The organism is Streptomyces sp. NPDC055287 (genome assembly GCF_053646035.1).
In genome coordinates this window covers 1-15,219 of record NZ_JBSHNE010000054.1, presented here as the reverse complement: position 1 = coordinate 15,219, position 15,219 = coordinate 1, and the positions used below count along the sequence as shown (strand labels likewise).

Annotated in this window: 13 protein-coding genes and 2 pseudogenes; 10 read left to right on the top strand and 5 right to left on the bottom strand. The window is 70.4% G+C overall.

Features of this window, described 5'->3' with window-relative positions; translation table 11 throughout:
- Positions 1 to 19: 19 nt before the first annotated feature.
- Positions 20 to 1,885 carry a hypothetical protein gene (locus ACWIHY_RS36570; protein WP_454380806.1) on the top strand — a complete coding sequence of 622 codons (1,866 nt, stop codon included), beginning with the start codon at positions 20 to 22 and terminating at the stop codon, positions 1,883 to 1,885.
- Here ACWIHY_RS36570 and ACWIHY_RS36565 read toward each other — a convergent pair.
- Positions 1,818 to 2,048, bottom strand: a pseudogene (locus ACWIHY_RS36565) (response regulator transcription factor); the annotation flags it as partial. The gene ACWIHY_RS36570 and the pseudogene ACWIHY_RS36565 overlap by 68 nt on opposite strands.
- A 248-nt stretch (positions 2,049 to 2,296) precedes the next feature.
- Between ACWIHY_RS36565 and ACWIHY_RS36560 the strand changes: the two are divergent.
- Together ACWIHY_RS36560 and ACWIHY_RS36555 are read left to right on the top strand one after the other, a co-directional pair.
- Positions 2,297 to 2,743 (top strand): hypothetical protein, encoded by a 447-nt coding sequence (locus ACWIHY_RS36560; RefSeq protein WP_454380804.1) that lies wholly within the window; start codon positions 2,297 to 2,299, stop codon positions 2,741 to 2,743.
- A complete protein-coding gene (locus ACWIHY_RS36555) occupies positions 2,740 to 5,646 on the top strand; it encodes a tetratricopeptide repeat protein (RefSeq protein WP_454380802.1) in 2,907 nt (968 codons plus the stop codon). The genes ACWIHY_RS36560 and ACWIHY_RS36555 overlap by 4 nt, the downstream gene beginning before the upstream one ends.
- 88 nt (positions 5,647 to 5,734) lie before the next feature.
- On the opposite strand, the pseudogene ACWIHY_RS36550 reads toward ACWIHY_RS36555, so the two are convergent.
- Positions 5,735 to 5,881 (bottom strand): annotated as a pseudogene (locus tag ACWIHY_RS36550) (GMC oxidoreductase); the annotation flags it as partial.
- 152 nt (positions 5,882 to 6,033) lie between these two features.
- Here ACWIHY_RS36550 and ACWIHY_RS36545 point away from each other — a divergent pair.
- Both ACWIHY_RS36545 and ACWIHY_RS36540 read left to right on the top strand, forming a co-directional pair.
- The gene (locus ACWIHY_RS36545; protein ID WP_454380800.1) at positions 6,034 to 6,204 is read left to right on the top strand and encodes a hypothetical protein; all 171 of its coding nucleotides are present in this window, start codon (positions 6,034 to 6,036) and stop codon (positions 6,202 to 6,204) included.
- Positions 6,197 to 6,424, top strand: coding sequence for a hypothetical protein (locus ACWIHY_RS36540; RefSeq protein ID WP_454380799.1), 228 nt, complete (start codon positions 6,197 to 6,199; stop codon positions 6,422 to 6,424). The genes ACWIHY_RS36545 and ACWIHY_RS36540 overlap by 8 nt, the downstream gene beginning before the upstream one ends.
- Here ACWIHY_RS36540 and ACWIHY_RS36535 read toward each other — a convergent pair.
- Both ACWIHY_RS36535 and ACWIHY_RS36530 read right to left on the bottom strand, forming a co-directional pair.
- Positions 6,411 to 8,786, bottom strand: a complete 2,376-nt coding sequence (locus ACWIHY_RS36535) for a CehA/McbA family metallohydrolase (RefSeq protein ID WP_454380797.1) — start codon at positions 8,784 to 8,786, stop codon at positions 6,411 to 6,413. The genes ACWIHY_RS36540 and ACWIHY_RS36535 overlap by 14 nt on opposite strands.
- Before the next feature lie 232 nt (positions 8,787 to 9,018).
- The gene (locus ACWIHY_RS36530) at positions 9,019 to 9,810 is read right to left on the bottom strand and encodes an SDR family NAD(P)-dependent oxidoreductase (RefSeq protein ID WP_454380795.1); all 792 of its coding nucleotides are present in this window, start codon (positions 9,808 to 9,810) and stop codon (positions 9,019 to 9,021) included.
- A gap of 168 nt (positions 9,811 to 9,978) precedes the next feature.
- On the opposite strand from ACWIHY_RS36530, the gene ACWIHY_RS36525 reads away from it, so the two are divergent.
- Positions 9,979 to 10,551 carry a TetR/AcrR family transcriptional regulator gene (locus ACWIHY_RS36525; RefSeq protein ID WP_454380793.1) on the top strand — a complete coding sequence of 191 codons (573 nt, stop codon included), beginning with the start codon at positions 9,979 to 9,981 and terminating at the stop codon, positions 10,549 to 10,551.
- Positions 10,552 to 11,041: 490 nt separating this feature from the next.
- A complete protein-coding gene (locus ACWIHY_RS36520; protein ID WP_454380791.1) occupies positions 11,042 to 11,680 on the top strand; it encodes a maleylpyruvate isomerase N-terminal domain-containing protein in 639 nt (212 codons plus the stop codon).
- Positions 11,681 to 11,932: 252 nt separating this feature from the next.
- Here the strand turns inward: ACWIHY_RS36520 and ACWIHY_RS36515 are convergent, their stop codons facing one another.
- Complete coding sequence (locus ACWIHY_RS36515) at positions 11,933 to 13,171, bottom strand: MFS transporter (protein WP_454380789.1); 1,239 nt, start codon at positions 13,169 to 13,171, stop codon at positions 11,933 to 11,935.
- Between the two features lie 60 nt (positions 13,172 to 13,231).
- Here ACWIHY_RS36515 and ACWIHY_RS36510 point away from each other — a divergent pair, with 60 nt between their 5' ends.
- The 3 genes from ACWIHY_RS36510 to ACWIHY_RS36500 all read left to right on the top strand — a co-directional run.
- Positions 13,232 to 14,233, top strand: a complete 1,002-nt coding sequence (locus ACWIHY_RS36510; RefSeq protein ID WP_454380787.1) for an ArsR/SmtB family transcription factor — start codon at positions 13,232 to 13,234, stop codon at positions 14,231 to 14,233.
- Positions 14,234 to 14,312: 79 nt separating this feature from the next.
- Positions 14,313 to 14,594, top strand: coding sequence for a hypothetical protein (locus ACWIHY_RS36505; RefSeq protein WP_454380785.1), 282 nt, complete (start codon positions 14,313 to 14,315; stop codon positions 14,592 to 14,594).
- A gap of 194 nt (positions 14,595 to 14,788) precedes the next feature.
- Positions 14,789 to 15,219: helix-turn-helix domain-containing protein (locus ACWIHY_RS36500; protein ID WP_454380783.1), on the top strand; the 431-nt coding region annotated here is incomplete at its 3' end.

Here is a 15,219-nt window from a genome sequence, read left to right as displayed (position 1 = left end):
CGGCAGAGGAGCAGAGGACATGACCGCGGACATCAGGGTCTTCGCCACCGACCGGGAGCTCGACGACGTACTGCGAGAGCTCCTCCCGGACGAGTACTACGAGCTGTACACACGGTTGCATCAGAGGCACTTCCACCACTGGAAGTGGCGACGGATCAGCGAGCCCTTCTCGCTCCGAGGACTGCGCATGCTGCTCGTCGGCTCCGGTGTCGCCACACTTCAGCGGACGCGCGTGCATGAGATCGGCCGGCCCTTCCATGAGTACGCCGAGGAAATCGGCCTCCCGATCGAGGACTTCTCCGAGTCGGCCGTACGGGCCGGCCGGGTCAGTCTCCTCCGGGCTCCGGAGCGCCGCTTCCCTCAGCCCGGCGACTGTGTGCGGATGTACGAGCAGACGACCGCCGGCCGGACCTCCCACGGACTGGGAGAAAGTCTCACGTACAGCTTGGACGAAACACTCCGTAACTGCATGTGTGAGGAGGCCCGCCAGGACGGGCCGGACTACGTGAAGGCCTTCCGGTGCCAACTCTTCGGTGATGCCCTCCAACAGCTGGAGTACTGGTCGGTGGACGGCCTCTCGCGCAGCTTTTCGCCCAGGGGCCGGCAGACGGACGACAGCCATCCTGAGCCGTATGCCCCACTACTGACGAAGTCGGGTCGTGTACGCGACGAAGTCGAGCGGCGCGAACTCACCAGTCTCCTGAGCACTGTTGACGCCCTCCTCGGCGAGCAGCCCTGGGACCCGGGAGCGGATTCCGGCCGGGTCTTCGCCACGCTTCTGGGACTTCTGGTGGATGATCTGCTGGCGCGGCTCGCCGAGCCCAATGGCATGCGGTTCTTCTACGGCTACACCGCGTCCACCCTGGCCGCACTGCGTGGCGCACTGCCATCGCTGCGGAACACCATCACGCGCTGGGGCTTCGACGCGGACGTGCTCGGGCAGGGCGTGGACGACCTCCACACCACATGCGTCTCCTTCGCCCATGAGACGGCACCGGAGCAGAACGCCGACGCGGCATGGTGCGAACGGGCCATAGGTGTCGCCGAGATGCTTCGAGCGCTGGGCCTCGCCATGGGGCGGCACCAGGGGGACGGCCCTGACGTAAGCCGCGTCTTCGCAGTGAGCAACACGATCTGGCGCTGGGTCTTCTTCCTCGAACACCGGGACCGGAATGTGCAGACCCTGGATGACCCGGCCGGAACACGGGACGAGGCGGCGGACGTGGTGCTGCGCTGGCTGCGTCGCCCCTTGGGGGTACTGGACTCCACCGACATCGACAGCGTGTTCCGCGACCTTGTCCCGGACGACGACGAAACCATCCCGAAGGCCTTCCACGTACTCATGTCCATGGTGGCGAGCGAGCCGGAACAGTACCTCGTCGGAAGGTTCGGCGTGCGCGACACCACGCAGGCGGCATCAGTGCTGCACCGGTTCATCGGCCGGCGCTACGTGCTGCAAGCCATCCGACGCCACGTCAGGCGCGTGCTGCATGATGAAGTGCCCGAATCGGCTGACGTCCGCACGCGGGTACGGACCTTGGCCGACCTCTTCACCACCTGGGCGTACGACGACGGGGGCGACACCCGGCTCCGCGCCATCGAGGACGACCCGGAGGAGATCGTACGAGCCCTCCGGTCCGGGCAGTGGTGCGACGAGCTGTTGGAGAGCACTGCCGCCGACGCTCTCACCGCGCGGGAGCGGGCGACGGCCCTCGCCTACCTTGATGATCCTCAGGGTTTCAGCGCGCGGTACTTCCGTTTCGACGAACCGGGTTTCCGGATCGAGGAGTGGGTCGGCATGATGCCCCCTGAGTGGTTCACCTTCTGGCTGTGGGAGCCCGATGAGCCGGCTGACCCGACTGACCTGCCGGGGGAAACATCCTGACCATCTTGGTCTGCTCGGTGGGCTGCTGGGCGGCCTCGCGTTCTCCGGCGCTGACCAGCCCTGTCTCGTAGGCGACGTTGACGGCCTGGACACGATCACGGAGTCCGAGTTTGGCGAGGATGCGGGCGACGTGCGTCTTGACGGTCGTCTCTGCAAGGTGGAGGGGCGGGCAGCCGCCGGCGTCGCGGTAGGGCTCCAGTTCGCACCTCGCACAGACCGCCGTCGACCCGCACCGCCGTGTGAGTGTGACCCACGACGCCAAGTTCACCATCCCACTGCTGGAGTCAGGGCTGCGCCTACCTGTCGGCTGCGTCGGACAGCGCGCAGCATCGCACACTCAAACACCGGACCGCCGCGAGGAGGTTGCCCGAACTCGGCGTGCGTCGGCGCGAGTCGGGTCATCATGAGTGCGTGAACGGATCGAGGCGCGTGTGGGCGTGGACCGGAGCTGCACTCGGGATTTCCGTCGCGGTGGCCCTGGTGCTGGTCGCCGTTCTGGTGGATCTCGACACCGGCGACCGGGTGGCGAGCGTCGTGGGGGCGGTGGCGGGTTTCGCCGGATGCGCGGTGGCCCTGGCCGCGCTCCTCCGGGAACCCGCGGCCGCCACCGAGCCCGGCGTCGGCGCGTCGGGTGAACGGGCCGTCGGCGTCGGCGGCGGAGTGCGGGGAATCCTGTCCACCGGGGACAGCGCGGCGCTGCGGGCTCCGGCTGCCGACCCGTCGGCTCCCTCCCCACCGGCTGGTACACCGAGCCCGGGCCCGGGGCCGGTCAGCGCGGCCGGCGACCGCGCGATCGCGATCGGGGGCGACCTGGACGGCATCGCGTCGACCGGCGACGACGCCACGACGCCCCCGTGAGCGAGGCACCGCTCCCCGTACCGGAGCGCGCCAAGGACCTTCACGCCGAAGCCCGCCGCCCCGGGCCCACCGCAGCGACGGCGGGCTCGCGGTCCGTCCAGGTCACTGCCTCGGCACGGCGTGCGGTCGCCATCGGAGGCGACAACCTGGGGATCGTGTCGACCGGCGACGGGGCCACGATCCACCTGGAGATCCATCCGTACGGACCCGCTCCGACGGCACTGGCCTCCCTGCCCCCGGCACCGGCTGGGTTCACGGGCCGGGACGATGAGCTGGCCGTCCTGACGGATCTGCTCCGGCCGGCGCCGCGGCGCCGCCCGGCCGCCGGCACCGGACCCGCCCAGGTTTCCCCCCTCGGCGGCGGGACGGCTGCTCCCGCCGACGACGCCGTACCCGAAACCGGCGCCGTGGTGGTCGCGGCGGTGGCAGGCACGGCAGGCGTCGGAAAGACGTCGCTCGCCGTGGCGGCTGGCCATCTCGCCGCGCAGCGGGGGTACTTCGATGCCTTCCTCTTCATCGACCTGCACGGGTACGACACGGCGCCGGTCCTGCCGGCCCAGGCCCTGGACGCGCTGCTGCGCTCCCTCGGCGTCGAGGACGCGTACATTCCGCCCACGCTGGAGGAACGTGCTGCCCTGTACCGTTCTCAGCTCGACGCGATGGCCGCCAGGGACTCGGCCGTGCTGGTGATCGCCGACAACGCCTCCACTCCCCAGCAGGTCCGCCCCCTCCTGCCGGGCAGCGGATCGCACCGGCTCCTGGTGACGTCCCGGCACACGCTGCCGACCTTGGGCGCCCGCCTCCTGGACCTCGACGTCCTCACCCCGTCCAGCGCCCTGCGGCTGCTCGACACCGCCCTGCGGATCGCCGACCCGGCCGACACACGCGCCGTTCGTCAGGAAGCGGAAGCCCTGGACGTCGCACGCCGCTGCGGGCATCTGCCCCTCGCTCTGCAGATCGCCGCCGCTCTGCTCATCGCCGACCCGCAGCAGCACTTCGGCGAGCTCGCCGCCGAACTCGCCCGCACCACAGGCCCCCTGGATCACCTGGACGACGGCGAGCGCGCTTTGCGTTCCTCGTTAGATCTGTCCTTCCAGTCGCTGACCGAGCCGCAGGCCGAGACTTTCCGGCGACTTGCGCTGAGCCCCGGGCCCGACATCTCCACCACCGACGCCGCGCTTCTCCTGGAACGCGACGACCGGGAAACCCGCGCGCTACTGGCCGCCCTGACCCGGGCACATCTCCTCGTCCGGGGCGCGGTGAGGGACCGGTGGTACATGCTCGACCTCATCCGTGTCTACGCCCAGGAACTGGCCGGCAGGCACGCCGCGACAACGGACGTCTACCGCCGGGTCCAGCGCCTGCTGTTCGACCATCGCGCCGACACCGCGAAAGCGGCCGACGACCACCTCTCAGCGCTCCCCGGACAGCCCGTGCCGGAAGCCTTCGCCGGAGAGCGGCAGGCCATGGACTGGCTGGGCGCCGAGCGGACCAACCTGCTGGCCACCGTCGAAGCGGCCCACCTGCTCGGCCACCACGACGTCGCCTGCGGTCTGGCGCGGCTGCTCGCCGAGTACCTCGAACGGGGCCGGTACGTCGACGACTGGGTGGCCGTGGCCACCACCGCGCTCGCTTCCGCCCGCGTCCTCGCGGACCGGCGGGGCGAGGCCACAGCCTCGATCTGTCTGGGGGCCGCCCTCGACGGAGCACGACGGTTCCAGGAGGCGGCCGAGGCCCACCGGCAGGCTCTGCGCATCAGCCATGAAACCGGGGACCGGGAGCTCGAAGGCGTGGCGTTGAGCAACCTCGGCTGTGCGCTGCTCGAACTGGGCGAATACGAGGAGGCGGTCGGCGTACACCGGCGGGACCTGGCGATCTGCCAGGAATTCGGCGACCTGCACGGGGAGGGCAAGGCATGGCACAACCTCGGCAATGTGCTGCGCCACCTGAGGCGGTTCGACGAGGCCCTCTACGGCCATCAGCAGGACCTGCGGATCTGCCGGTCCCTCGGCGACCGGCGCGGTGAGGGGGCGGCGTGGCAGTGCCTCGGCGTCGTCCTCACCGAAGTCCGCAGGTTCGACGAGGCGGTCGACGCCCTTAAGGAGGCCCTGGCGCTCTTCGTGGCGACCGAGGACAGATTCGCCGAAGCCGGCGCGCTGACCGACCTCGGTATCGTGCTCCGCGAGACGAGACGGTACGAGGAGGCGGCCGAGGCCCACCGTCAAGTCCGCGCGGTCTACGAGGAGTTCGAGGACGCACACGGTGTGTCCTGTGCATGGGGCAACCTCGGCAGGGCTCTCACGGGACTGGGTGAGTTCGAGGAGGCGCTGGACGCACACCGACGGGACCTGAGCATGCGGCAGGAAGCCGGTGACCGGCTGGGCGAGGCGCAGGCATGGTGCAACCTCGGCGTCACGCATGCCGCTGCCGGACAGTTCCCCGAAGCCATCGAGGCACATCTGCGCGACCTGGCTCTCTGCCTTCAGGGGGAGGACCGGCCGCGCGAAGGCGCCGCCTGGAACGGGCTTGGTATCGCCTACACCGGAGTCGGAAGGTTCGACGAGGCCATTGAGGCTCACCGGCGCGACATCGCCATCTGCCAGGAGGCCGGAGACCAGTACGGCGAGGGCGTGACCTGGAACGACCTCGGCGCTCCCCTCACCGCGTCGGGGAAGTACGACGAAGCGGCACAGGCCCACCTGCGCGCCATCGGGTTCTTCCGGAGAACGAACGCTCCGTACGAGGAGGGCGAGGCGTTCGCGAGTCTCGCGGCGGCGCTGGCCGCGGACGGGCGCGACCAGGGCGAGGTCCGTGCCGCCTGGGAGTCGTCGGCCGCGGCCTTCACGACGGCGGGCGCCGTATCTGAGGCAGCCGCATCGCGGGACGCCGCCGCAGCGGTCTGAGCGGAGGCGGCGTCCCGCACCGCACCGCGGCCCGGTCGGGCCTCGGGCGGGCGCGAAGCCGGAGCGCCACCGTCGCTGCCCCTGCCCGTCAGCGGGCCTCCTTCAGGAGGTCGGCGCACTTCTCGCCGATCATGATGGTGGTGATGCACGGGTTGACGGTGACGAGGTCCGGCATCACCGAGCCGTCGGCCACCCGCTGCCCGCGGACGCCCTTGACGCGCAGGCGCGCGTCGAGTGTGAGAGGCCGCCTGGCAGTCCGCGCTCCGCCAGGCCCGGGGCGAGAAGCGTCGGCGGCGGATGATGCCGGCCGAAAGCCCAAGGTGCTCTTCCTCGATCGGCTGCTGGCCACCCTGGTACCCATCGCGCCGACCCGAGGTGCAGCAGGAGGTGGCTCGTAACGTCGCGGAGACCGCCGATGCGCAGGCGGCCCCCTGGGCACGGCTCACCGCCGGGTGCCAGACGTCGCTCGCCGCCCGCCCCGGTCCGGACGTACAGCGGATCGTGCTCGTCGGCGGTCCGGCCGGACCAAGCTGGAGCCAGGTGGCGCGCCTTGGATGAAGCCGCGTCGGTCCGCCGCCTGGCCGAGGCCCTCACCACCCTGATCGAGCAGCGCCTGATCGCGCAACAGTCGGTGGCACCAGTGACGCACTTGTTGTCGGGCGCGATGAACGAGGCGGCCCCACTGGCTGGCGAAGACCTCGGAGGACCTGCCCGCCGCCCAGACCGCCCTGTCGCGGAGGACGAAGTACAGCTGAGGCGGCTCACTAGCCGGCGCTGATGGCCGTCACGTGCGTGGTGCCGTCGCGCAGGGCGGTGATGCGGACCTGGCCCGCGGCGAAGGAGTCGCTCCCGTTCGGGCCGGGTATCTGCGAGAACGGCGTCCAGGAGCCGTCCGGCTTCCTGACGTTGTGCCAGACCCGTCCGTCGAGTCCGACCGCCACTACCTGGGCGGAGCCGTCGGGGGTTCCCGCGATGCCGATGGCGCTGGCCCCCATGGTGGCGCTGGTGACGCCCCGCGGGGGCCGGAATCCGGTCCAGGAGCCGTCGGGCCGCCGCTGCTGGTGGTGCACGATCCCGTCGAGCCCGATCGCGAGGACCTGGGAGGAGCCGTCGGGCATGCCGGTGATGGCCAGGGCGGGGCCGGAGAACGTCGGGGCCCCGTTGTAGCCTGCCAGGCATCCCCAGGGTGTCCACAAACCGTCCCGCCCGCGGACGCAGTGGTACATGGCGCCGTCGGTGCCGAAACTGAGCAGCTGGGCGGAGCCGTCGGGCATGGCGGTGATCGACACCTTCGTCGCACCCCAGCGGCTCTTCGCGGCCAAGCCGGGCAGGGCCCGGAACCCTGGCAGGGCGCCGTCGGCGCGACGCTGCTGGTGGAAGGTGGTCCCGTCCATCGCGGTGACCACGATCTGGCAGGTGCCGTCGGGGAAGGCCGCGATGTCCGCCTCCCGGACGGTGAAATCGGTCCGGCCGTCCGGTCCGGCGACGCGCTGCCACGGCTGGAGCGTGTCCGAGCCTCGTACGGCGGTCAGCCACAGACCGTTGTCGGACGCGATGCCGAGCACCACGACCGATCCGTCAGCCATGCCGGCCGCGGTGCTCTGTACCCCCGCGAACGAGGCGGCGCCGGCGACGGCGCCCGGCAGCGGACGCATGCTGCTCCACGACCCGTCGGGGCGGCGCTCGGTGTGGAAGAGCGCACGCTGCTCGACGTCGTACGGGGGCAGTTGCGCGGAGTAGAACCACACCGGGTTGGTGATGGCCACCAGTTGGTCCAGCGTCGTGGAGGCGGGTTTGGGCCGGCGCACCTCGGCCCGGGCGAACAGGGAGGCCTTGCCCCAGCCGCGCCAGCGCAGCTGCCCCCTGCCGCTGCCGTCGATACACGTGGCGGCCATGATGCCCCACTCGGTGTACAGCGTGGCGATGCTGTCGGGGGCGCCCGTCACGTCCAGGGTCACGTCGACGGCGTCGAAGAACGAGAGGGGAAGTTCCTCCCCGGGTCCCGCGACCGTCCCGCCGGCGCGGGCGGTGAAGTCCACGGTCACGGCTGCGGATTCGACGGCGTACGACCTGCCCCGGCGCAGTGCGTCCAGCACGGCGGGCGACGACAGGCTGGTGGCGCGCACCACGTTGTGGGGCCGCCCGACGGCGTCCGCGGGGCTGTGGGCGTCGCTGTTGCCGACGGCGGCGACCCGCTTGCCGAGGCAGAGCATGACGTGCCAGGCGGCGATGTTGGCCGCGTCGTCCAGGGTCCACGGACCGTTCCACACCTCCAGCGCGTCCACGCGGTCGAGACCGAACTCCCAGAAGGATCCCGCTGCCGGAGTGAGCGGGTGGGCGGCGATCGTGAGTCCGCCCAGACTGTGCACGCGCCGGGCGTGGCCGTCGAACACCCCCTTGTCGGCGGGGCCGTAGCGCCAGTCCACCCATTCGCCCTGGGGCAGGCCGACGGCCAGCCAGTGGCCGTGGCGGGTGGTGACCTCCTCGGCGTTGATGACCAGCAGGTCTTTCGGGATGTTGCCATGCCACGTCACCCCGGTGGAGCTGGTGTTGTGGTCGGACGTGGCGATGAAATGCAGCCCCTCCTGGCGGGCGGCCGCGACGATCTCGTCCACCGTGCGCTTTCCGTCGGAGTGCACGCTGTGCAGGTGCAGGTCGCCCCGATACCAGCCGGGTCCCCGCCCCGCCACCGCGGTCGGCAGGATGTCGTACGGGGTCCGGGGCAGCGGGTCGCCGGAGTGCAGGGTGACGTCGACCTGCCAGGCCATGCCGCCGGTAGCAGCGACCATCGGACCCAGGATGACGGACCAGCCGCCGGGCTCGACGGGACCGGGTACGTAGCCGGGAGTGGCGTCCGCCGCGGAGAGGGTGAAGCCGGACCGTTCGCCGCCCGACCAGCCGCGGAAGCCGGACGGGCCGAAGATGCCGAGGTCCAGGATGCCGGCGGCGGCGTCGTGGGAGGTGGAGACGGATACCCGTTGCACTCCGGCGGGAACGTCGAAGGCGACGTACGCCCACTGGTCGTTGCCGTACGGGGCGCGGCCGCGGTAGGTGGTGGTCACCGTGTCGGTGCCCTGGCCTCTCGTGGCGGCGTGCGCGATCGGTGCGGGAACCAGCGCGGCGGCTCCGGCCGCGGCCATCAGGGCCCCTAATCGGAGCAGGGACCTTCGCTCGACACCCGGGCCGGGGTCGGACTCAGCGTTCGGTAGGTGTTCACTCGGCACGGCGGTGCTCTCCGTTCACGGGGGCAGGGAAGGCGTGCGGGTGCGGGTGCACGGGTGTGCGTGGGCGCGCGGGTGGATCCGAATGAGGGTGATGAGGGTGGGGAGAGATCGCGAGCGGCGGTCCGTTCGGGGGCTGGACCGCCCGCGCCTAACGGCGTGAGCGCTGGGCCTCGACGATCTGTCGTACGGCGCCGTCGACGTCCGCGCGGGCCTGGATCCGCTCGGCGAACCCGGGGAACTGCCCGGCGATGGCGCTCAACAACCGCAGTTCCAGCGGCGCCACGTTGACCTCGCACCGGTCGTGGCGGACGGCGCGTACGACGCCGTCGGCCACCTGGCCTGGCGTGACGGTCCTAATGCCGTTCGGCGTGGTGGCACCGGAGTCCGCGAACATCCCCGCGTCGCGGACGAAGCCGGGCTGTACCAGGGACACCCCCACCCCTGTGCCTCTGAGTTCCTGTCGCAGGGCGAGGGCGAATCCGCGCAGCCCGAACTTCGTCGCGTTGTACAGGGAGGTCGACTTGGTCGCCGCCTTGCCGGAAATGGAGCCGACCAGCACGATGTGGCCTCGGCCACGGGCCACCATGTGCTCCGTGAGCAGCCGGGACAGCAGGACGGGTGCGCGCAGGTTGACGTCGAGGGCGCGGTCGAGCTGCTCCTCGGTGTAGTCCAGGAGATCGCCGCTGGCGGGCAGGGCGGCGTTCGCGACGAGGATGTCCGCCTCGGCACAGGTCTCGGCGAGGCGGACGACGTCGGACCGGACGGCAAGGTCGGCGACCTCGGTGCGGGCGCCGTAGGCGTCTGCGGTGGCCTTGAGGGCTTCCTCCCGCCGCCCGCTGACCGTGAGGCGGGCCCCCTGCGCGGTCAGGCGGGCGGCGAGGACGGAGCCGATGCCTCCGGTGGCCCCGGTGAGCAGAACGTTCGATCCGGATATCTCCACGACGACTCCCGTGCGGCGGCGGCTTCCATCTGTTGTTCGTTCGAACGAACAGTAGGGATCGCTCCTCCCCTTGTCCACACCTCAGTCGTCCCCAACTCCCCATCCGTGGCCGGGTATCACTCACCCCTGCCCGGGTGGCCGCGTCGGTCGATGGGGCAGAATGCCGACATGCCCCATGCTTCCGACACCCGCCAGAGCATCATCGACGCCGTCTTGCGGATCATCGGGCAGGATGGCATCGCCGCCGTCACCAACCGGCGGATCGCCAAGGAGGCCGGTGTCTCCCTCGGTTCCGTCACCTACCACTTCGCCACTCAGCACGAGTTGCTGCGCGAGAGCCTGCTGCACTTCGTGGCCGAGGAGACCCGGCACTTCACGGCGCTTGCCGACGCATGCTCCGACGAGCGCTTCGACATCGGGCAGGCGGCCGAGGTGGTGGCGCAAGTGGCGGGTGGCAACGCCTTCGACAGCCGCCACATCGCGCCCTTCGAGCTGTACGTCCAGGCCGGCCGCGACGAACGGCTGCGTGCCGCCGCGGCCGAGTGCTTCGCCGCCTACGACCTGCTGGCCACCCGGATCCTGATCCAGCTCGGGGTGCCGGACCCTGAACGTCTGGCCGGCGCGGCCGTCGCCCTGGTCTTCGGGCAGCAGCTGCGCCGTCTGGCCACCGGCGCCCCCGCAGCGGACCTCGTCGACACCCTGCTGATCCTCACGAGGTTCACCGAGGCGGAGACCCCGTAGGCATCGGCGACTCACCGTGGACCGGGGGCGTTCGACGGTGCCGGATCCCGAGGCGGTCGGCGACCCCGCCCTGGCCCCATCCGTCAGCGTCGGCGCGGCCGTCGCAGCCCTCGGCTGCCCGCTGGCGCCCATTTTCGATACCTCCCGCTTCCCGCACCACGCTGGCCATGGCCCGCGACCGGCACCCTCGCCGCTGTCCACCCTCGCTTCGGCGTTCCCCACCACGCGGAACTCGCCGTCGGCGCAGTCGCCGCACGCGGCGCGATCGGCTCTTCCGCCTTCGGTGTCTGGCTTTACTACGCCCGGTCATCGCCCGCCGCGGAACCCGGCACGGCACCGGGGCCAGTTGTAGATCGTGATCTTGCTGGTGGAGGATCCTGCGCGCCGGCGGGTCAAGCCCGAGGTCTTGATGGGTCGCATTGCGGGACGGTTCGGCCATTGGTCCGAGCCGGGCGGAGGGCCCACATTGGCCGTTGTTACGATCCTCCGCATGCACAGCGCAGACACCGCGGTCGACGGAGAGGACGTGCGTCGGGTCGTCACTCTGGCCATCGACGCCCTGAGAGATGCAGATCCCCAGGTGTGGGAGGCCAAGGCGGGAACGCTCGAGTGGACGTGTTGGGAGACGCTCGAGCATCTGGCCGATGACCTGTTCACCTACGCCGCGAGGTTTGGGCTCGCGAAGCCGCCGATGTCCACGGTGTTGCCGTTCCGGACGAGCAGTGACCGAAGCGGTGGGCCGCCAAACGTCATCTTCGTTGAGCGGGCCTCGGGCCCCGAGGGCCTCCTGACCATCCTGGAGGCGTGTGGAGGCCTGCTCGCGTCCGTCCTGCGCACTGCCCCCTCGACCACCGTTGCTTACCACGTCTTTGGGCCCTCGGATCCAGAGGGCTTTGCCGCAATGGCTGTTGTTGAGACCCTTGTGCACACCCATGACATCACTCAGGGATTGAATCTGGAGTGGTCGCCGCCAAGGGAGTTGTGCGAACGGGTCCTGAAGAAGCTCTTTCCCCATGTCGCCATTGATTTTGACGTCTGGGAGATTCTGCTGTGGGCAACTGGACGCACCGCCCTCCCCGATCGCCCACGACTCACCGAGTGGCGCTGGTACGGCACGCAGGGCGCCTGAGCGCCTGCTGCACAGCTCGACGAGCGCAGCGAGCCGCCCTGGCGTGGAAAAGCGTGACGGTCGTCACCACTCCGCAGCTCCACCGCCGCCACCGGCACCTCTAGGGCTCGCATTTAGTCGCGATCAAGGGTTGGTCCGTGTGAAGTCCTTGACCCAGATGCTCGAGGGGCGGAGGTGGAGGCCGGCGAGGTAGCTCTGAGGGGGGCTTGACATGGCGGGTGGCGATGCCGCGCCACGCCTTCAGTTTGTTGATCAGGCGCTCGACCCCTTGTTCGTGTCGGTAAGTTCGCGGCCGACGTCAGCTTCGGCCGGCACGGCTCCGGCCACCGGTCCTCTGCTCCTGAGACCGGGTGTGAGGGCGAGGGTGACCGCGGCAGAAGCGGCTGCCATCACGGTCATGGCGGTCGCGGGTGAGGTGAGTTGCGCAATGCCGCCTGCGACCGCTGCGGCGATGCCCTGCATGGTGAACATCCCTGAGTGGTGCAGTCCGAGGGCGTGACCCCTTAGTTCGCTCGGGGCCAGGGACATCAGGCGTTCCTGGAGCAGCAGGTTGGCGGAGAAGCCGATCGACGCGAGGGCCACGGCGGCAAGCGCCACGGGCAGCGCCGGGTGCAGGAAGAAGATCAGATACGGGGCGGCGAGCAACAGCAGTAGTGGCGGCGCACCGAGTCTGTCGCGCCAGTGCGGGGGCAGGAAACGGCCGGTCAGGGTGTCCCCCGCCAGCATGCCGACCGCGGCGGAGGCGAACAGGAGCCCCGCGTGGTGTGGTGCGTAGGAGACGAAGAGGGACTCGCAGCCGACGACGAGTCCGTTGGGCACCCACAGGGCGAGGTAGAGGCGGCGCCGCGGTTTCGCCGCCCACAGGCGCGCGTTGGTCCGCCAGGTCTCGCTCGCGGACGGACGGCCTTGTGCGCGTGGGTGCCGTCTCGCGAGACCGATGCGGGCGACAGCCGCGGAGACGACGAAGAGGGCGGCGCCGGTGAGCAGGGCCCCGCGCGGCGCCAGGACGTTGACGAGTACGCCGCCGACGGCGTACCCGCAGATCTGCAGGCTTCCCGCGCACATGTTGAGCACCGAACGGCCGAGCAGATAGCCCTCTGCGGGGAGGATCTCGGTGAGCAGTCCGTAGCGCACTCCGCCGCCGACCGAGCCGAGCATGCCCTGTACCGACAGGATCGCGAAGAAAGCCCCCATGGACAGACCGGGCAGGGCCAGGGTAGTGGTGGTCACGGCGAAGAAGAGCGCCAGAGCGACGGTCGCGGCGCGCGGCGGCAGGCGGTCCACCGCCGACAGCAGGACACTCGCGCCGATCATCTGCGCCAGCAACGGGCCGAACATGCTGAGGGCGGCGAGGAGCGGGGAGCCGGTCGCACCGTAGACGAGCGTCCCCACGGCCATTCTGCTCACTGTCTGGGCCGCCACGTGTGAGGCGAAGGCCGCGAACAGCGGGGTGAACTCCGGGGTCTTGAAAAGCTCCTGGTAGGTGCGCATGGCCGCAGTGTCGTCATACGGTCGGACGCGGAGTTAATGTTTCGCGGGGAGGCGAAACAATTGGGCTGGTGGGAAGTCAACGCGGATACGTTCGCGAGCAGCCGGTTCGTCGTATCGCCTCTCTGCGAGACAACAGCGAGCCTGATGGCCCTGGAGAAGGGCTCACCCGCGCATCCCGCCGAGCGCCGCTGGCTGGACAGCCACGGACCTTCCTACCGGGCACGGCTGGCCGCCGATCCGGTCACAGGCCTGCTGGTGCGCGTCGCCCTGGGCAGACACCGCTGGATCGCCGACTTCCTTACGCCGGTGCCGTCCCGAGAGGACGAGACACCGGGCGGTGCGGAGTTCTACGACGAGCTCGGACGGATCCGCGAGACACCGGCCGACACCGCCCGCACCGACCTCGAGATCGCTCACCGCGGACCACTGCCCGGCTCTTTGCTGCGCGCAGATCTGCCGGAACGCATCGCCGACCTGCTGGAATGGGTGTGGCGGGAGACCGTGGCGTCCGACTGGCCGCGGCGGCGACGCGTCATCGAAGCCGACGTCGTCGCGCGTACGGGCCAGTTGAGCCGGGCGGGGTGGGCAGCGGCACTGGACGACATGCATCCGGAGATGCAGTGGCTGGGCGGCAACCGGCTGCAGATCAACACCCGCGCCTTCCCACCCCGGCAGCTGAAGGGAGCACAGCTGCTGTTCGTGCCGGTCACGCCGCGCAGGGGATGGATCTCCAGAGACCGGCCGGATGCCCACGGGACGGTGCTCCGCAACGCCGTGGTGTACCCGTGCTCGGGCGTACTGGCGGACCCGGAGCGCGCAGCCACCCCGCAGGCGCTGGCCACACTGATCGGTGCCGGGCGGGCGAGTGTGCTGGTACTTCTGGACAGCCCTATGAGCACGACGCACCTGGTGGCGATGACGGGCCAGGGTCTCGGCTCGGTGGGCCGCCACCTCAAGGTGCTCCTGGACGCCGGGCTGGTCGGCCGCCGCCGTGCGGGACGGTCCGTGCTCTACTACCGCACGGCTGCCGGCGACGTGCTGGTGCGGGCGCAGAACTCCTGAGGCGCATAAGGTAGCTGGATCAATCTGCGGAATCCGTCCCCGTGAGGCTTGATCCGGTAGCTCGTGTTGCATGACGCGGGTGCAACTGACGGACGAGGAGTGGGAGTACATCGAGCCCCACCTGCCAGTCGGCAGGTTCGGCCCGTATCCCGAGCATTTCTTCCTCGTCCGGCTGCGCCCAGTACGGCACGAAGCACGGTCGGATCCGCCCCAGACGGGGCCGGACCACCAGGAGCAGCAGCACGACCGCAGCGCCCAGGGCCAGCGCGGCCAAAACGCCGAAGGCTTTCGTAACGAGCGGCAGTTGCGCATCGGCGGCACTGGCAAGGCCGGCAAGGACCGCGCCACTGAAGGCGAGTAACAGGCTGGCCTTGGTGTCGGTACGGGCGGCGCGGGTTCCCGGAATCCTGATCGTTGGTAAGCCGGAACCTGCATGTCAGCTGATGGCTGTGGTGGTCCCGCGCGCGGGTTCGCCGTGGTTGACGGGATCTGGCTTCCCGAGCGTTCGCCGTGCCGCATCCAACTGGCTAGCCCTCGGGCCAGTATGGGTTCGGCATGCCGTCATCGCTCATGTGCGCCCGCTGCCAGATCTCGTTCCAGCCGTACGGGATCTCCGGCACGAGCCGGTGCCGCTGCCCGCACGGACAGGGCACCGGCGCCCACACGCACCCACGGCACAGCTCGACCCAGCCGTGCCCGGTCGAGTTCGAGCGGGCCGCACTTGAGGGATGGGTGCGGAGTCGTTCCACACCGCAGGCGTGGGCCTTGCGGTGTCGGATTATCCTGGCCTGCGCTGATGGTGCGTCGAACAAGGACGTGGCTGCTCAACTCGGTTCCACGCCTCAGGCCGTGGGCCGTTGGCGGGCCCGGTTCGTTCAGTACCGGATCGCCGGGCTGGGTGACATGCCGCGTTCGGGTGGCCCCAGGACGGTGACGGACGAGCAGGTGGCCGCAGTGGTTACCAAGACGCTGGAATCCACTCCGAA